Origin of the sequence: Phaeobacter sp. A36a-5a (genome assembly GCF_037911135.1) — a bacterium.
GTDB lineage: Bacteria > Pseudomonadota > Alphaproteobacteria > Rhodobacterales > Rhodobacteraceae > Phaeobacter > Phaeobacter bryozoorum.
Genome location: NZ_JBBLYU010000001.1, coordinates 2,188,577 through 2,201,367, shown reverse-complemented (window position 1 = coordinate 2,201,367; position 12,791 = coordinate 2,188,577). Strand labels below are relative to the sequence as shown.

Below are 12,791 nucleotides of genomic sequence, written 5' to 3'. Positions count from 1 at the left end.
GGAGAGGTCATAACGACGGAGCAGGCTGACGTGCGGATTCGCTTTGATCAGGGGCCGATGGGGGCCGGGACATGTTTTGAAACGCCGCTGCGCATGATCCGCGCAGAGCGGGCCGAAGACGTGCCTGCCGCGCTGGCGGCGCTGGATGCGGCGCGCGACGCCGGCCATTGGCTGGCGGGCTATGCGTCCTATGAGCTGGGCTATGCGCTGGAGCCAAAACTGGCGGGCCGGATGCCTGCGGGGCGGCGGCTGCCGCTCATTTGTTTTGGGGTCTATGCGGAACCGCGAGCGCAGAACATTGGGGGCCGGACCCGACCGCAGGCGGAAAGCGAAGCTGGTCTTGAAGGAATTACCCCCCGCTGGACTTTTGACCGCTACGCCGAAGCCTTCGCAGAGGTGAACCGCAACATTGGCCAGGGCGATATCTATCAGGCCAACCTGACCTTCCCGATTGATGCCGACGCTTATGGGACATCCGAAGACATCTATGCCGCGCTTCAGGCCAGACAGGCCGTCGGCCACGGTGCCTTGGTCCAACAGGAGGGGCTGCCGGACCTGCTGTCACGCTCGCCAGAGCTGTTCTTCCGCACGGATGCAGAAGGGGGCATCGAGACCCGCCCGATGAAGGGCACCCAGCCGCGCAGCGACGATCCGTTGGAGGATGCCCGCCGCCGCGACTTTCTGCGCCAGGATGAGAAGAACCGCGCCGAAAACCTGATGATCGTGGACCTCTTGCGCAACGATATCTCACGCGTCGCCGAGACCGGGTCTGTGCATGTGCCGGAGCTGTTTGCGGTCGAGAGCTATGCCACGGTGCATCAGATGGTCTCCACCGTCCGCGCCAGATTGCGGCCCGACGCGGGGCTTGCGGAGATCTTTGCCGCGCTGTTTCCCTGCGGTTCCATCACCGGCGCCCCCAAGATTCGCGCGATGGAAATCCTCGCGGAACTGGAACCCTGGGCGCGCGACATCTATTGCGGCACTATCGGCTGGGCGGCGCCGGACGGCCGGGCAGAATTCAATGTGGCAATCCGCACGCTGATGCTGGACGCGGGCCGCGCGATGCTCAATGTGGGTGGTGGTGTGGTCTGGGACAGCACCGCAGATGCAGAATATGAGGAAGCCCTATGGAAAGCCCGCTTTGCCCGCGTGACACCCTCCAGAACGATCCCGCTTTCAGCCTGATCGAGACGCTGGGCTGGCATCCGGGGCAGGGCTTTCGTCACCTGCGGCTGCATCTGGCCCGGATGGCGCGCAGCGCGGCTCTGTTCGGGATCGCTTTCGATCCAAAGCGGGCGGAGGCGGTTCTGGCGGAAGCCACCGATGCGGCGCCGCTGCGCTGCCGCCTGACGCTGGACGCGGCTGGCCAACTGGCGCTGACCACGGCTCCGCTGGGCGGCACGCCTTCTGAATGGCGGCTGGGGGTCGCGGAGACCCGGCTGGAAGCGGACGACATGTGGCTTCAGCACAAGACAACCCGCCGCGCGCTCTACGATGCCGCGCGGGCCGCGCTGCCGGAAGGCGTGGATGAACTCCTGTTCCTGAACGAGCAGTGCGAGGTTTGCGAGGGCACTATCACCAATATCTTTGTAACCCGCCCGGACGGGCAGGTGATCACGCCGCCGCTCAGCTGCGGCCTGCTGCCGGGTATCCTGCGGCAGGTGATGCTGGAGCGGGAGGAATGCACGGAGGCGGTGCTGCGTCTTGAGGACCTTAGGTGTGCCAAGGCCATCCATATGGGCAATTCCCTGCGCGGGCTGATCCCGGCACGTCTGGTGTAACGGGGGCGCTCCCGCGGACAAGCCGCCCTTCTGGCTGACGCCAGCGGGCCCTTGCCCTTTGGGCGTGGCAGCGCACCATTGGGTGCGCTGCGGTTCCGCAGAACGCAACCAACGCCGTGCCAGAGGCACGGCGCCCGGCCCAACGTCGGAGGCCTCAGCGCGTCCGCGATGAGACCGTAGAGGGCGGGAGACCCTCGCTCGGGCGCGCAACAGGCACTATTGGTGGCTCGCGGCTGTCGAATCCGCCCAGTTTGCTTGACAACGGCGTCGCAACCTAGTGTACCACCCCGGACGAATTCCGCGCCGTTCTGGCGCATTTCCCGATTGACGGCCCTCCCGGACATGAGACCGGTATAATGAAAGGTCACCCCATGCACGACTATCGCAGCCATACCTGCGCCGAACTGAACAAATCCAACGTCGGTGAAACCGTCCGCCTGTCGGGCTGGGTCCACCGCGTCCGCGACCATGGCGGGTTGTTGTTCATCGACCTGCGCGACCATTACGGTGTGACCCAGGTCATGGCCGACCCGGACAGCCCGGTCTTTGCCGAGATCGAGAAGGTCCGCTCCGAATGGTGTATCCGCATCGACGGCAATGTCATGGCCCGTGATGAGAGCCTGGTGAACCCGAAAATCTCCACCGGCGAGATCGAAGTCTTTATCCGCGATATCGAGGTGCTGGGCAAATCCGAGGAACTGCCGCTGATGGTCTTCGGCGAGCAGGAATACCCCGAGGAAACCCGCCTGCGCTATCGCTATCTGGACCTGCGCCGCGAGAAGATGCAGCGCAACATGGTGCTGCGCTCCAACATGATCCGTTCGATCCGCAACCGCATGTGGGACATCGGCTTCAACGAATACCAGACCCCGATCATCACCGCCTCCTCCCCCGAGGGCGCGCGCGACTTCCTGGTGCCGTCGCGCCTGCATCCGGGCAAGTTCTATGCGCTGCCGCAGGCGCCGCAGCAGTTCAAGCAGCTGATGATGGTGTCGGGCTTTGACAAGTATTTCCAGATCGCGCCCTGCTTCCGCGACGAGGACCCGCGCGCCGACCGCTCGCCTGCGGATTTTTACCAGCTCGACATGGAAATGTCCTTTGTCACCCAGCAGGATGTGTTCGACACCATCGCGCCGGTGATGGCGGGCGTGTTCGAGGAATTCGGCGGCGGCCGCAAGGTCGACCCGGCGCATGACTGGCCGCAGATCTCCTACAAGGATGCCGCCAAATGGTACGGCACCGACAAGCCGGACCTCAGGAACCCGATCAAGATGCAGGACTGTTCCGAGCATTTCCGCGGGTCTGGGTTCGCGATCTTTGCAAACCTCTTGGAAAACGAAGGCACAGAAGTGCGCGCGATCCCGGCACCGACCGGCGGCTCCCGCAAGTTCTGCGACCGGATGAACAAGTTTGCGCAAGGAGAAGGCCTGCCGGGCATGGGCTATATTTTCTGGCGCGACGGCGACAACGGCATGGAAGCGGCTGGCCCGCTGGCCAAGAACATCGGCCCTGAGCGCACTGAGGCGATCCGCCAGCAGCTGGGACTGGGCGTTGGTGACGCGGCCTTTTTCCTCGGCGGCAAGCCGAAGGCGTTTGAAGGCGTCGCGGGCAAGGCCCGCACCGTCATCGGCGAGGAGCTGGGCCTCATTGACAAGGACCGCTTTGCGTTTGCCTGGATCGTCGACTTCCCGATCTACGAGAAGGACGAGGAAACCGGCAAGATCGACTTTGAGCACAACCCGTTCTCGATGCCGCAGGGCGGCATGGACGCGCTGCTGTCCGATCCGCTGGCCGTGAAGGGCTACCAGTACGACCTCGCCTGCAACGGCTATGAACTGGTCTCCGGCGCGATCCGGAACCACAAGCCGGAGATCATGTTCAAGGCCTTTGAAATCGCGGGCTACGGCAAGGAAGAGGTCGAAAAACGCTTTGGCGGCATGGTCAACGCCTTCCAGTACGGCGCCCCGCCGCACGGTGGCTGCGCGGCCGGTATCGACCGCATGGTAATGCTCTTGGCCGACGAGGCCAACATCCGCGAGGTCATCATGTTCCCGATGAACCAGCGCGCCGAAGATCTGATGATGTCGGCCCCGTCGGAACCGCTGAGCGAGCAGCTGATGGAGCTGGGGCTGCGGGTGATTCCACAGGACCAGTAACCTCTGGAGGTCAGTCTGAAACAGGCCCGGGCATATGTCCGGGCCTGTTTTGATTCGGCGGCCATCGCAGCGCCGTCGAGTTGTGGCGCGATCTTGGCGGCCCGCAGTGCGCCCATGAGCAGAGAGTTGCGTGCCTGAGGAAATTCAGCTGGTGTCGGCGCTGCGATATCCTACTCTTGTCGGGTTGCAACAGCTCATGAGCGGGGAAAGCGATGCGCTTTGACGGGGAATTGGCGGAGATCCGTTTCGGCTGCGGCCTGTCGCCGCTGCATGCCCCAGCCGCCGGGCCGGAGCGGCTGCTTGCTGACCTTCAGGCCCCGGATCATGCGGCGCAGACCTGGTCGATCCCTGGTTTTGACGCTGCGCTGGCGGATGCTCGGGCCTATTCCGCCGCCCGCCGCGCCCGCAAGGCGGCCGCTGGCAGCCCGGATTTCGAGATGCGCGACAGGGATCTGAAACACCAGCGCGCCCAGATGCGGGACCATCAGGCGGATTGGTTCGTTCGACGGCTGCTGCGCTGCGTGACAACGCCGCATGGGTTTCGCGAACGGCTTGCGCTGTTCTGGGCGGATCACTTCACCGCGCAGGGCAAGATTGCCGCGCTGCGCTACGCTGCCACCCCCTATGTCGAGACGTCGATCCGCCCGCATATAGCCGCGCGGTTCGAGGATCTGCTGATTGCGGCTGTGACCAGCCCGCTGATGCTGCATTACCTGGACCAGCACCGGTCCACCGGCCCCAACAGCCGCCGCGCCAAACGGGTCGCGCAGCGTCAGGGGCGGGTGGTCGGGCTCAATGAGAATCTGGCGCGCGAAGTGCTGGAACTGCACACGCTCGGCGTTGGCGGGCCTTATACGCAACAGGATGTGCGCCAGCTGGCCGAGCTGTTCACCGGCATGATCTACGACACCACCGAGGGCTTCAAATTTGCGCCGGGATGGGCCGAGCCGGGGGCCGAGACCCTATTGGGAAAGCGCTACGATGCCGAGGTCACCGGTCTGGCTGCGATCAAACAGGCGCTGCGGGATCTGGCGCGCCACCCGGCCACGGCGGATCATCTGGCGCATAAACTGGCGGTGCATTTCACCCGTGACACGCCGGACCCGGCACTGGTCGCCCATCTGGCGGCCCGCTACCGGGCGACATCGGGGGATCTGACGCAGGTCTATGCGGCGCTGCTGGAGCATCCGGCGGCCTGGCAACCTGACCTTGAAAACGTCAAACCGCCCTTTGCCTATCTCGCCTCGGCCTGTCGGGCGCTGGCGTTGCCAGCTGCCGCGCTGACCGGGCTGAGTCGGGCGCAGGTCAACCGGTTCTTCCTGCGTCCGATGCAGCGCATGGGCCAGCGCTGGGAGGTCTCCAACGGTCCCGACGGCTGGCCCGAGGGCGATGCAACCTGGATCACGCCGCAGGCTCTGGCGGAGCGGCTGCGCTGGTGCATGTCGGTGCCGACACAGGTGATGGTGCAGGGCGCAGGACCATTGCCCGCGCCGCTTCAGCTGCTGCGAAGCGCCCTTGGCGGCCGGGAAACCGCGCAGCTGCGGTTCGTCGCAACAGCTGCCGAAACCGAGCGGGAGGCGATAGGACTGATCCTGGCCTCACCCGCCTTTCAGCGGCGTTGAGAGGGAGATCGAGATGACCAAGACACCGCGTCATGGGTTCACTGGCCCATCCCGCCCCTCTGGACTGACCCGGCGCGGTTTCCTCGCCCGCTCCGGTCTGATTGGCTGTTCGCTGGCGGCAAGCCCGCTGCTGACCCCCGTGAGCTTTGCTGCGGCCCCCTGGGACAGCCGACTGGTGGTGATCATCCTGCGCGGTGGCATGGATGCCATCGATGTGGTCCAGCCCTATGGTGATCCGGCCTATGCCGGCCTGCGGTCGAGTCTCAGGGGAGGGCCGCAAAATGGCGGGCTCGATCTGGATGGCTATTTTTCCCTGCATCCGGGACTTGCCCCCTTGATGCCGTTGTGGCGGGCGGAGCAGCTCGGGTTTATTCACGCGGTATCAACGCCTTATCGCGACAAGCGCAGCCATTTTGACGGTCAGGATCTGCTGGAAGCCGGGACGCCGGGCCTGCACCAGCGCCGCGACGGATGGCTGAACCGGCTGTTGCAGATCACGCCCGGTGTCGAGGCGCGCACCGCCTTTGCCATCGGGCAGGGGGAAATGAAACTGTTGCAGGGCGCGGCCCCGGTGTCCGACTGGTCGCCGGATGCGGAAATGGCTCTCAGCCCGCAGGCCGAACGTCTGGCCGGTCTCATGATGGAGCAGGATCCGCTGTTTCATGCCGCTCTGGCAGAGGCGCTCGACCTTGCCGACAGCGCACCCATGGATGCCGACGGCGCCGGGAGCGCAGAGGCAACGGGAAGCATGGGGCAGGCCAAGGCACGATCCCGACCGCATCAGCGGATTGCCAGCTATGCGGCCCAGCAGCTGCGCGGTGACAGCCGGATTGCGGCTTTCTCGATCAACGGCTGGGATACGCACAACCGTCAGACCGGCGCGCTCACACGGGCGCTGGGGCGCCTGTCCGATACCATTCTGACACTGTACCGCGATCTTGGGCCGGGGATCTGGGACAAAACCGCAGTGGTGGCGATGACCGAATTTGGCCGCACCGTGCGCGAGAACGGGACCAGCGGCACCGATCACGGAACCGGCGGTGCGATGGTGCTGGCCGGTGGCGCGATCCGGGGTGGCCGGGTTCACGGGCTGTGGCCGGGTCTTGAGGAGGCGGCGCTGTTTGATCGCCGTGATCTGATGCCCACCGGCGATGTGCGGGCCCATATGGGCTGGATCATGCGCGGTATGATCGGCACCGACGCCCAGCAGATTGCAGATGTGGTTTTTCCCGGCGTCGAGCTGGGCGCCGATCCGGGGGTGCTGCGGCGCTGACGGGGATGCGCTGACCGCTGCGGCGGCTTGCGGCTCCGCCACTGGGCCGCCAGTCAGCGATCAATGGGAGCGGGGCCGAGAGTGTATCGGCTCGCGCGATCTGTCGCCTTGCGCCGCTATGTGGGTGCCGCGCAGTTGCCGACCGCGATAGCGACCGTGCGATCTGTCATCCAATAGACTGACCGGGCTACCTGTCAGCAAGGATGCTCGCCCAACGATCTGTCAGCAAGGGGGCGGACGGGGTGACCTGTCAGCCAGGATCAGGTGATCCCGTGGCACGGCAGATCAGCGGTCGCTGCGATCAAGGATGACCAGCGATCCCAATGTCCGGTCGCGGTTACGGCGGATTTCACGGGCCGAGAACCGCGCCTGAAGATATAGGACAATGCCCAAAGTGGTCGAGGCGATGAGAACGATTTCGATCATCTCAGATGGCGACTTTCTGTTTCAGACGTTCCTGAACCAGCCCGGCGACACGGGCGGCAATGGCGGCAACGGGGCGTCCGCTGCTGCGGGCATCGGCCAGATCTGCGGCGGCTCCTGCCAGATGTGAGTCGCCAACGCTGCGGGCCACACCACCAAGGAACTGCGCAACATAGTCCAATGTCTGCCCTTCCTCAGCTTCGTTCAGCACCTCTGCGGCATGGGACATGTCATCCTGAAAGGCGAGGAGATCCGGCTCGATCACCTCATCGGTCAGCTGGTTGGGGCCGGAGAGCTGGCGTTCGGCGGGCAGGCGCGACAGGATCGCGGATTGGAATGCGGCGAGCGATGTGATCGGTTTTGCCAGAAACCCATCGGCCCCGGCGTCCATCGCCATCGCCTCACCTGCTTCATCACCGGAGATCCCGAGGATCACGCCGACACGCGGCGAGGCCTCCGCCATGGAGCGGATCAGATCGGCGCCCGACCCATCAGGCAGGCCGAGATCGGCAATAACGACCGAGGGGCGGTAGACCTTCAGATGCCGGTGGGCGGATTTCAGACAATCGGCCCGGCGGATCCGCGCACCGCTGCGCAGGCACAGCAGACGCATCGCCTCGCAGGCGTATCGACTGTCTTCCACCACAAGAATGGTCAGCCCCAACAAAGGTCGTTTGGTGGTGGGCAGGCGGTGGGCAGCAGCAAACAGTTCCGAATCGTCCATGACTAAGGCTCCTGACTGGATACGACTCAACGCTAGGGAAACGGGGCTAACAGCTGGTTAACATCCAGGTCGCAGCCTAAGGTTGAATGGAATTACCGCGCAAAAATCGACGCAACGAAGCGTTATTGCAGGAAATATTCTGCCGCGCGGATTGGCGCACTTGTCCGCAGGCCATGGCTCTTTGATAAGTCTTGGCAATCAGTTCACTCAGGAGACCGCACCATGATTGGCCGCCTCAACCACGTCGCAATTGCCGTACCGGACCTTGATGCCGCCTCGGCACAGTATCGCAACACCCTCGGCGCCAAGGTCGGCGCCCCCCAGGATGAGCCCGATCACGGCGTCACCGTCGTGTTCATCGAACTGCCCAATACCAAGATCGAGCTGCTCTACCCTCTGGGCGACACTTCTCCCATTGCGGGGTTTCTGGAAAAGAACCCGGCCGGGGGCATTCACCACATCTGCTACGAGGTGGATGATATCCTGGCGGCCCGCGACCGGCTCAAGGCCGAAGGCGCGCGGGTGCTTGGATCGGGCGAACCCAAGATCGGCGCCCATGGCAAACCGGTTCTTTTCCTGCATCCGAAGGATTTCAACGGCTGCCTGGTGGAATTGGAACAGGTTTGACGCTATCTGCCCCTTAACCCTCCGCAGTGGGGCGGGGGTCTCAGAAGGACAGCTATCATGGGTGTGACATCCGGTTTGGTTCTCTATGCGGTGATCTGGTTCATGACGTTCCTGATCGTGATCCCGATCCGCATTCAGACGCAGGGCGACCTAGGCGAGATCGTGCCCGGCACCCACGCCGGTGCGCCCGAGCATCACTATCTGAAGCAGAAGGCCGTGATCACCACCATTGCCGCTGCCGTCATCTGGGCGATCGTTGCAACGATCATCCTTAGCGGCTGGATCACGGTGAATGATTTTGACTGGTTCGACCGGCTGCCGGATCCCGAATAACCCGGCGCAGCATATCTTTGGCATCACAACAGGCGGGCAGGGGTCCGCCTGTTTTATGTTTGTCCTCCGGTTTGCCGCCCCGGTTTGCTCCGCGCGGCTCAGCCTGCCGACAGTTCGTGCCGGGTCAGCCGATGGAAGAGATGGGTGAAGGTCGCCGCCCCGATGATCGGGATAAGCAGGTTCACCAGCGGAATCGACAGCGGCATGGCCATCAGCACACCGGCGATCCAGACCGCGCCCAGATGCTTGCGCCGCAGCCGTTTGGCTTCCGGCAGGCCAATGCGGCGCGCGGCGGCGAGGGTGAAATACTCCCGCCCCAGAAGGAACCCGTTCAGCCCCCAGAAGATAAACAGCGCAAAGGGGGCAAGCATCACGTAAAGCACCAGCGCCAGCACATTGGCGACGACAAGAACGCCGAGAAAATTGATGGTATCGCGCACGCCATCCCAGAACGGTGTCTTGGTCGCCGGTGGCAGACCGGGATAGTGGCGATCTTCTACCGCCTGTGCGACCTCATCCAGAAACATCGAGGTAATCGCCGAGGCCACGGGCACCATCAGGAACGCCGACAGCACCAGCATCAGCAGCAGCGAGGTGATCGAAAGGAGATCATCGACCCAGGTGACCGGGCCGATCAGCGGCAGCGTCGCATCCGGACCGACCAGCCATTGGATCAATGCCAGAAACGCCGCATAGGCCAGCACCAGCAGCGCGACGGTCAGGCCAATGCCCAGAAACAGAACCCGGCGAAAGCGGGGGTCGCCGATCTGGCTCAGCGCCTTTGAGAAATCTGTCAGAATCATTGGTCCATCCAGGTGGTCAGCGCCGCCAGATCAGGGCGGGGGCGGTCCGGCGGCGTGTTGGTTTCGGTGGCGATATGGATCAGGCCCGCAATCCGCTCATGCGACTGCAGGCCAAAGGCTTCGGCGCAGAACTCGGGATCATGGCTGGCCCAGCCTGACAGCCAGTTGGCGCCCCAGCCGGCCGCAAGAGCTGCGTTCAACAGCGCCAGGCAGACGGCCCCGGCTGAGTAGGTCTGCTCGATGGGCGGGATCTTCGGGCTCGCCTTCTGGATCTCCACAACGGCGACCGCCAGTTGCCCCAGTTCAAACTGGCTGCGGCCCTTGGCAATATCCTCGGCCGATTTGCCCAGTCGTTCGCCCGCCTTGCCGGTCAGCTCTGCCAGCCGCGCCATCGCGGGTTTCTCGATCACGATGAAACGCCAGGGCTCCAGCTTGCCGTGATCGGGCGTGCGTGCGGCTGCGGTCAACAGCGGCATCAGCGCCTCGCGGCTTGGGGCCGGGGCCACCAGCGTCTTGGCCGGGCGGGAACGGCGCGACAACAGAAACGCCAGGGCAGCATCATTGCGAGGGGGCATATGTGAAACCTTTTTACATCTATCGCCCCATGTCGGCAGGGCGGCGCGGGATTTCAAGGGGGATCCGAGAATTTGGCAGAGCTGGCCTGCCCGGAGCGGGGACAGGCACGGACCGCAGCCGGATCCAAACATGAGGTGTGAGGCAGGAAATATCCCGGTCGTAGCGCCAAAGTCTATGGATTTTGCCCGCAATCCGCGCGATCACCCCGCTATGGGCAAGCCAAAGCAGAAAGACCTCCCCGATCTCAGCCATCTGGCCATCGCCGGGGCAGAGATTGCCGTCCGCGTCACGCCAAAAGCGTCGCGCAACGCCGTTATCCGTGCCGGGGCGGAGAGCTGCGGGCAGGCGGGTGTGCTCAAGATCACGGTGACGGCAGCGCCCGAGAACGGCAAGGCCACGGCTGCGGTGCAGCTGCGGCTGGCCCGCGCTATGGGTATTGCCCCCTCGCAGCTGACACTGCTGCGCGGCGCGACCTCTCGGGAGAAGGTCTTTGCCTACCGCCGCTGAGGTCTCCGGGTCCGGGCCTGCGCCGCCAACCATGGGGCCCGCCCTCACCAGCTCCTGATGGATCTCAGCCCTTTGCCTCGGGTTCATCATCGCGGGCAAAGCGATAGACCCCCTCAGGAAGATCCAGCGCCGCTGCAAGATCGCGGACCTGATTGTGCGACAGGGTGATTGTCTGAACCCGGTCGGTGCGCGGGTCCAGCTGTTCGACCGTGACGCATTCTGTGAAAATATTGATGGAGACATCTTCCATCAGCGGGGTGGCCTCGTCATCGACGAGCGTAACGACGGTGGCGTCGAATTCATGCTCAATGGTAAACATGTCCCCAGCTTGCCACCGGGCCGCCCCCGCTGACAAGGCTTTGTCGCATCACGTGATCTTGCAGCAGATTGCAGCCGCCGGAGCTTCATGCAATTGATCCTCGGTCCGCTGTCGCGATAGGATGGCACAGACAAAGCAAAGGAGATGTCATGCGTCGGGTGTTGCTGTTGATGGGATGTGCCATCACCATGGGTCTTGCGGCCTGTGATGTTGTGGTTGACACCGGGTCTGCGCCCACCGCGCGGCCCTCTGGCGCGCCGGTTCAGGGCCTGTCCCCGGCCGAGGGGCGCAGCGCCTTTGCGGCGGTCACCCGCGTTGTCGAGCCCGTCTCTGAACGGGAATGCCGGGCGCGTGCGCCGGGTCTGAACTGTGATTTCCTGATCCGCATCGACCCCAACCCCAATGCCCCGCCAAATGCCTATCAGAGCCAGGACCGGTCCGGGCGTCCGGTGATCACCTTCACCCAGCGGATGCTGGGGCAGATTGCCAATCGGGATGAGCTGGCCTTTGTAATGTCACATGAGGCCGCCCATCATATTCGCGGCCATCTGGCGCGCAAACGACAAAGCGCGGTGGCAGGCTCGATTCTGCTGGCGGGACTTGCCAGCGTCTCTGGCGCCAGCGCGGCGGATGTGGCCCGCGCCCAGGATCTTGGCGCGGTGGTCGGCGCGCGCACCTATTCGAAGAATTTCGAGCTGGAAGCGGATGAGCTGGGTACCATCATCACCCATAAGGCCGGGTATCGTCCCAGCATCGGGGTGCGCTTCTTCAACCGGCTGCCGGATCCGGGCGATCGCTTTCTGGGCACACATCCGGCCAACCCGGACCGGGTGCGCGTGGTCAATCAGACGATCCAGAAATATAATCTGAATTGAGCGATCTGGACCAAGCCGTCGCCTCGCTGAGGCAGCTGGGCGTCGTGCTGACCGATCGCGGCTCGCGCTATGCGGTCAGCGGTGCGCGGGTCACCAGCCGCGAGCAGATCGACGCTGTGCTGGCGGCGCTGAAATCCGACCGCTCCTATGCCAAGGCGACCCATAACACCTGGGCCGCACAGCTGCCCACCGGCGCGCTGAAGGCCGATGACGGCGAAAGCGGCGCCGGTATGGTCATCCTGCGCATGATGGAGCGCGAGGGGCTCTGCGATCACCTGATCATCGTCACCCGCTGGTATGGCGGCAAGAAACTGGGCGGCGACCGGTTTCGCCGGGTTCAGGACGCGGTGCGCGCCTATCTCGACCCGGCCAGGAGCAGCTGACCGCCGGGTGCGCGCCCTTTTGACCTGCATCAATTCGCAATGCGCCGGAGATGGCTAAGCTGCCCTCAGAATGAATGATTTCCGAGGGCGCCGAGATGACCACCTACACCGATCAGAGCCGCAGGGACAACCTGAAGACCCATGCCGATCTTTTCGACAGCATGGCCACAACCGTGGGGCTGGACCTACAGGAAGAAGCCATCTCGGGCCGGTTGAGATTTGACGAGATCGCCGAGGCGGTGCTGCGCTGCACCCGCTGCGGCGGCGTCGGTGCCTGCCGAAATTGGCTGGCGAAGGGGGGCCGCCCAGGCGCCGACGCGCCGGATTTCTGCCGCAACCGCGATCTGCTGGCCTTTCTGAACGATGCGGAGACAGAGCAGGAGCGCTAG

General features: G+C 64.2%; 16 protein-coding genes. 11 read left to right on the top strand and 5 right to left on the bottom strand.

The annotated features are described in order from the left end of the window. Positions 1-30 precede the first annotated feature (30 nt). The 5 genes from WLQ66_RS10250 (at position 31) to WLQ66_RS10230 (ending at position 6,832) form a co-directional block, all read left to right on the top strand. The gene (locus WLQ66_RS10250; RefSeq protein WP_340546204.1) at positions 31-1,185 is read left to right on the top strand and encodes an aminodeoxychorismate synthase component I; all 1,155 of its coding nucleotides are present in this window, start codon (positions 31-33) and stop codon (positions 1,183-1,185) included. After that, positions 1,128-1,781, top strand: a complete 654-nt coding sequence (locus WLQ66_RS10245; protein WP_340546203.1) for an aminotransferase class IV family protein — start codon at positions 1,128-1,130, stop codon at positions 1,779-1,781. Before WLQ66_RS10250 ends, WLQ66_RS10245 begins: the two co-directional genes overlap by 58 nt. A gap of 371 nt (positions 1,782-2,152) precedes the next feature. Further along, positions 2,153-3,937 carry an aspartate--tRNA ligase gene (gene aspS, locus WLQ66_RS10240; RefSeq protein ID WP_340546345.1) on the top strand — a complete coding sequence of 595 codons (1,785 nt, stop codon included), beginning with the start codon at positions 2,153-2,155 and terminating at the stop codon, positions 3,935-3,937. Positions 3,938-4,149: 212 nt separating this feature from the next. Beyond that, the gene (locus WLQ66_RS10235) at positions 4,150-5,559 is read left to right on the top strand and encodes a DUF1800 domain-containing protein (protein ID WP_340546202.1); all 1,410 of its coding nucleotides are present in this window, start codon (positions 4,150-4,152) and stop codon (positions 5,557-5,559) included. A 13-nt stretch (positions 5,560-5,572) separates the two neighbouring features. After that, complete coding sequence (locus tag WLQ66_RS10230) at positions 5,573-6,832, top strand: DUF1501 domain-containing protein (RefSeq protein WP_340546201.1); 1,260 nt, start codon at positions 5,573-5,575, stop codon at positions 6,830-6,832. 285 nt (positions 6,833-7,117) lie between these two features. Here WLQ66_RS10230 and WLQ66_RS10225 read toward each other — a convergent pair whose 3' ends face one another. Further along, positions 7,118-7,258, bottom strand: coding sequence for a hypothetical protein (locus tag WLQ66_RS10225; protein ID WP_340546200.1), 141 nt, complete (start codon positions 7,256-7,258; stop codon positions 7,118-7,120). A 1-nt stretch (position 7,259) separates the two neighbouring features. Beyond that, positions 7,260-7,979, bottom strand: coding sequence for a response regulator (locus WLQ66_RS10220; protein WP_340546199.1), 720 nt, complete (start codon positions 7,977-7,979; stop codon positions 7,260-7,262). 222 nt (positions 7,980-8,201) lie between these two features. Between WLQ66_RS10220 and mce the strand changes: the two genes are divergently transcribed. Together mce and WLQ66_RS10210 are read left to right on the top strand one after the other, a co-directional pair. Next, complete coding sequence (gene mce / locus WLQ66_RS10215) at positions 8,202-8,606, top strand: methylmalonyl-CoA epimerase (RefSeq protein WP_340546198.1); 405 nt, start codon at positions 8,202-8,204, stop codon at positions 8,604-8,606. A 57-nt stretch (positions 8,607-8,663) separates the two neighbouring features. After that, positions 8,664-8,939: a DUF1467 family protein gene (locus WLQ66_RS10210; RefSeq protein WP_340546197.1), complete on the top strand. Its 276-nt coding sequence runs from the start codon at positions 8,664-8,666 to the stop codon at positions 8,937-8,939. A 98-nt stretch (positions 8,940-9,037) separates the two neighbouring features. Here WLQ66_RS10210 and WLQ66_RS10205 read toward each other — a convergent pair whose 3' ends face one another. Continuing rightward, complete coding sequence (locus WLQ66_RS10205) at positions 9,038-9,742, bottom strand: EI24 domain-containing protein (protein WP_340546196.1); 705 nt, start codon at positions 9,740-9,742, stop codon at positions 9,038-9,040. Then, complete coding sequence (locus WLQ66_RS10200; protein ID WP_340546195.1) at positions 9,739-10,317, bottom strand: nitroreductase family protein; 579 nt, start codon at positions 10,315-10,317, stop codon at positions 9,739-9,741. Before WLQ66_RS10200 ends, WLQ66_RS10205 begins: the two co-directional genes overlap by 4 nt. A 211-nt stretch (positions 10,318-10,528) precedes the next feature. Here WLQ66_RS10200 and WLQ66_RS10195 point away from each other — a divergent pair, with 211 nt between their 5' ends. Next, a complete protein-coding gene (locus WLQ66_RS10195; RefSeq protein WP_340546344.1) occupies positions 10,529-10,825 on the top strand; it encodes a DUF167 domain-containing protein in 297 nt (98 codons plus the stop codon). A gap of 64 nt (positions 10,826-10,889) precedes the next feature. On the opposite strand, the gene WLQ66_RS10190 is transcribed toward WLQ66_RS10195, so the two are convergent. Continuing rightward, positions 10,890-11,144, bottom strand: coding sequence for a DUF8831 family protein (locus WLQ66_RS10190; RefSeq protein WP_340546194.1), 255 nt, complete (start codon positions 11,142-11,144; stop codon positions 10,890-10,892). Between the two features lie 149 nt (positions 11,145-11,293). Here WLQ66_RS10190 and WLQ66_RS10185 point away from each other — a divergent pair, with 149 nt between their 5' ends. The 3 genes from WLQ66_RS10185 to WLQ66_RS10175 all read left to right on the top strand — a co-directional run bounded on the left by WLQ66_RS10185 (position 11,294) and on the right by WLQ66_RS10175 (position 12,791). Continuing rightward, on the top strand, positions 11,294-12,019 hold the full coding sequence (locus WLQ66_RS10185) for a M48 family metalloprotease (RefSeq protein ID WP_340546193.1): 726 nt from the start codon (positions 11,294-11,296) through the stop codon (positions 12,017-12,019). Beyond that, positions 12,016-12,402 (top strand): YigZ family protein, encoded by a 387-nt coding sequence (locus WLQ66_RS10180; protein WP_340546192.1) that lies wholly within the window; start codon positions 12,016-12,018, stop codon positions 12,400-12,402. The genes WLQ66_RS10185 and WLQ66_RS10180 overlap by 4 nt, the downstream gene beginning before the upstream one ends. Before the next feature lie 95 nt (positions 12,403-12,497). After that, positions 12,498-12,791 carry a DUF6455 family protein gene (locus WLQ66_RS10175; RefSeq protein ID WP_340546191.1) on the top strand — a complete coding sequence of 98 codons (294 nt, stop codon included), beginning with the start codon at positions 12,498-12,500 and terminating at the stop codon, positions 12,789-12,791.

Bases quoted from the DNA above. Each gene is read 5' to 3' on its own strand.
- WLQ66_RS10245 (WP_340546203.1), top strand. From the start codon at position 1,128: ATGGAAAGCCCGCTTTGCCCGCGTGACACCCTCCAGAACGATCCCGCT.
- aspS (WP_340546345.1), top strand. From the start codon at position 2,153: ATGCACGACTATCGCAGCCATACCTGCGCCGAACTGAACAAATCCAAC.
- WLQ66_RS10235 (WP_340546202.1), top strand. From the start codon at position 4,150: ATGCGCTTTGACGGGGAATTGGCGGAGATCCGTTTCGGCTGCGGCCTG.
- WLQ66_RS10230 (WP_340546201.1), top strand. From the start codon at position 5,573: ATGACCAAGACACCGCGTCATGGGTTCACTGGCCCATCCCGCCCCTCT.
- WLQ66_RS10225 (WP_340546200.1), bottom strand. From the start codon at position 7,258: ATGATCGAAATCGTTCTCATCGCCTCGACCACTTTGGGCATTGTCCTA.
- WLQ66_RS10220 (WP_340546199.1), bottom strand. From the start codon at position 7,979: ATGGACGATTCGGAACTGTTTGCTGCTGCCCACCGCCTGCCCACCACC.
- mce (WP_340546198.1), top strand. From the start codon at position 8,202: ATGATTGGCCGCCTCAACCACGTCGCAATTGCCGTACCGGACCTTGAT.
- WLQ66_RS10210 (WP_340546197.1), top strand. From the start codon at position 8,664: ATGGGTGTGACATCCGGTTTGGTTCTCTATGCGGTGATCTGGTTCATG.
- WLQ66_RS10205 (WP_340546196.1), bottom strand. From the start codon at position 9,742: ATGATTCTGACAGATTTCTCAAAGGCGCTGAGCCAGATCGGCGACCCC.
- WLQ66_RS10200 (WP_340546195.1), bottom strand. From the start codon at position 10,317: ATGCCCCCTCGCAATGATGCTGCCCTGGCGTTTCTGTTGTCGCGCCGT.
- WLQ66_RS10195 (WP_340546344.1), top strand. From the start codon at position 10,529: ATGGGCAAGCCAAAGCAGAAAGACCTCCCCGATCTCAGCCATCTGGCC.
- WLQ66_RS10190 (WP_340546194.1), bottom strand. From the start codon at position 11,144: ATGTTTACCATTGAGCATGAATTCGACGCCACCGTCGTTACGCTCGTC.
- WLQ66_RS10185 (WP_340546193.1), top strand. From the start codon at position 11,294: ATGCGTCGGGTGTTGCTGTTGATGGGATGTGCCATCACCATGGGTCTT.
- WLQ66_RS10175 (WP_340546191.1), top strand. From the start codon at position 12,498: ATGACCACCTACACCGATCAGAGCCGCAGGGACAACCTGAAGACCCAT.